The sequence below is a fragment of the Burkholderia sp. Bp8986 genome (assembly GCF_003854225.1).
Taxonomy (GTDB): Bacteria; Pseudomonadota; Gammaproteobacteria; order Burkholderiales; family Burkholderiaceae; genus Burkholderia.
This window is the reverse complement of sequence record NZ_QTQM01000116.1, coordinates 1-2775: the sequence shown is the minus strand read 5'-3', so window position 1 is coordinate 2775 and position 2775 is coordinate 1. Positions and strand designations below refer to the sequence as shown.

The 2775-nt window shown below is 51.4% G+C and carries 1 protein-coding gene and 3 pseudogenes; 3 read left to right on the top strand and 1 reads right to left on the bottom strand.

What is annotated here, in order from left to right; genetic code table 11:
- Positions 1-127, top strand: a pseudogene (locus DID99_RS36230) (IS5/IS1182 family transposase); the annotation flags it as partial.
- 16 nt (positions 128-143) lie between these two features.
- Here the strand turns inward: DID99_RS36230 and DID99_RS36225 are convergent.
- Positions 144-559: pseudogene (locus tag DID99_RS36225) on the bottom strand (DDE-type integrase/transposase/recombinase); the annotation flags it as partial.
- Positions 560-2274: 1715 nt separating this feature from the next.
- Here DID99_RS36225 and DID99_RS36220 point away from each other — a divergent pair.
- Both DID99_RS36220 and DID99_RS36215 read left to right on the top strand, forming a co-directional pair.
- Positions 2275-2454 (top strand): annotated as a pseudogene (locus DID99_RS36220) (IS3 family transposase); the annotation flags it as partial.
- Between the two features lie 39 nt (positions 2455-2493).
- A partial coding sequence (locus DID99_RS36215) for a transposase (RefSeq protein WP_148094704.1) occupies positions 2494-2775 on the top strand: 282 nt, incomplete at its 3' end.

Sequence of the window (2775 nt, the reverse complement as noted above, 5' to 3'; positions counted from 1 at the left end):
TGCCTGGCTTCATGCATTCAGACGGCTCAAGATTCGCTACGAACGGTACGCACACGTGCATGAGGCATTCCTCTCGCTCGCGTGCTGCTTGATTTGCTGGAACCAACTCAAGACAGTGTCTGATTAATTTCGCAACAGCTTCTAAGGCATTCGTCGCGGAACTTGCCGTTGAACGATTCGATATACGCATCCTGCGTTGGCTTGCCCGGCCGAATCAACTTCAGAGTGACGCCGTTCCCATATCCACTGGTCAAACGTGCTGCTCGTAAATTCGGGGCCCTGGTCTGTTCGCACCGCCTTGGGATAGCCACGGAAGCGAGCTTCACGGTCCAATGCCCGAGTGACATACAAACCTGAGATGCCATGGTCGACGACAATGTCGACAGCCTCTTTCGTGAAATCATCGACGACGGTCAGGCACTTCACGCGCCGGCCGTTGGAACGCATCCATCACGAAATCGGTTGACTACACCCCGTTGGGTGCGCCCGGCAATGCCAGTTGCTCGCGCTCAATCATTACGCCCCGGCGCTTGCGGCGGCGCAGCACAGCCAGCCGCGCCAAGGGATGCGTCAAGTTGATCGACTCACACAGCGGTTGGCGGAAAAAATCTCCCTTCGGCATCTTCGGCCCATCCGCACCTCATCAAAATTTGCAGGATTCACACGCCAATATGCCCGTGCCTTGCAAAGGCACACAACATCATTGCCTCCTCCGAGCCTTATCGCACAAGCCTTTACGGATTATTCAGGGCCGACTAAAAAGATTCATCGTAGATTGGCGACGCACGCAATGCAGATTTGAGAAAAATATGCTCTTCGATTTCAGAAACCGAAATCCAGCCAAAATTCTGAAAGACAGATAGGATGGCGACTAGTTTAAGATGTGTTAAATTGGGTGGGTATGAGAATTCCAGGTTCTGCACCGCCTTCTTGTTACTGCTCTTCAGTTGGTGACTCAAGACAAGCGCATGACGAGGACCCCATACGATGCTCCGTTCTACGTCGGCTCTTATCCCGCATCTCGGCCATTCCGCGACACTTGCTTAGACAGCATAGGCTCGATGAATGACCACAGCTCGTCATCTGTCAATTTGCAGTGCATCGCCTCCCGTCAGGAAAAGTAAGACAGAAATTTAATGTTCCTCAAAAAATCTAGCAAACTTAGTTCGCAATTCATCGGATCATTTCGAGATATCCCCACACCAAATAAATAATTCATCCACACATTATTATCGATATATAGGAAGCCGCTCGCTGCGTTGCATCACCAACCAGATTAATGGCCCATCGAAGAGCCGCCCCACTCTCGACTGTTGAGAGTCGTGAACTTGAATAAAATTCAGAGGTTTTAATGCCATACGACTTAAACCTTCAAACAAAGTCGATTTCCGATAAATTCCACGATGATTTCAATAAATTTAGAACCTCATTAACATATAAATTTAAAACAGAATCAGGAAATGAATATATTCTCAAATTCGCGTTTAGTCCCGCGACGTCCAATCTTTACGGGCCAGTAGCCGTAGTTGAAAAATCATTTACGCAGACGACGCGGGACTTTTTTTTCACAATTGCCGGCCACCAAGCGACGTCAGATCAAGAACTCAATCAAATTCAACGATTGATTTATTCGGCCATTAATGAATATAATGAGCCGGACTGCATATTCAATAAATATGATCAGCCCCGTCGAATCAAAAAATAGCCGACCCGAAAAATTGAATAGCACAGTATAGGTGCGAAGTTATCACTTAATTTTCTAAACACTACAAACCATATCTATGTGCGCCCAACGAATTCCGCGGCGCAGTCCGACGCGCTCCGTATTTCCGATGCGTTTGCGAGCAATTCGCGCGGTGATACCTTGTCATCGTAAATCTCGACGACGCCGGACGACAATCGCAGGCGTCTCACGCGCAATTATCCGGACGCTCACGCACTTTTCGTTCTGGCCAGGCAAAGCTGACACGACAACCAGCGTCGGTCCGAACGTTATTGAATCGTGTCGATTAACTGTTCACAGAGGTTCCAGCACCAAATCGCGGCTCGCGGCCTCTGTACACTCAGTACCAGCGTTGTCGAATGCATCAACACTATCATCGCGCGTCTACTTTCCGGGAACTGCGACGAGGAATACTCCTTCCACAAGATCCTTGCCACGTTCCGTGACTAATCCGCGATGCCCCCTTCTAGTTCAACGTCTTTTTGCTGAAGATGAATGCGCTATTGTTGGTCTGACCTACCCCCTGCATGCGGGAGAAGGTCGACACCGCCGAGCACCGCGCCTGCCGGCTTGCCGGGCTTTCTCGCAGCATGCTGCATTACGACGCGAAGCCGAGCCACGAGAACGAGGTGCTAGCGGCGCGTCTGGTGGAGTTGGCGCACGAACGTCGTCCATTCGGCTACCGCCGACTGCACGTCCTGGTGGAACGCCAAGGCACGCACGCCAATCACATACTGTGATTGCGCCTCCGGCTAACGACGGAGGCTGCCATGGAAACGTATGTGGGTCTCGATGTATCGCAGAAGTCAACGGCGGTTTGCGTAATCGATGGGGACGATAATCCCGTCTGGCGCGGAACAGTAGCATCGGATCCGCAGGCTATCGATAGCATCATCCGACAGCAAGCCCCCGAGGTCCGGCGCGTCGGAATAGAAACCGGCCCTCTCGCAGTCTGGTTCTATCACGCACTGCGAAATCGAGGTGTTCCTGTTGATTGCATTCATGCCCGCCACGTGCACGCAGCGCTCGCGACGCAACTGAACAAGACTGAC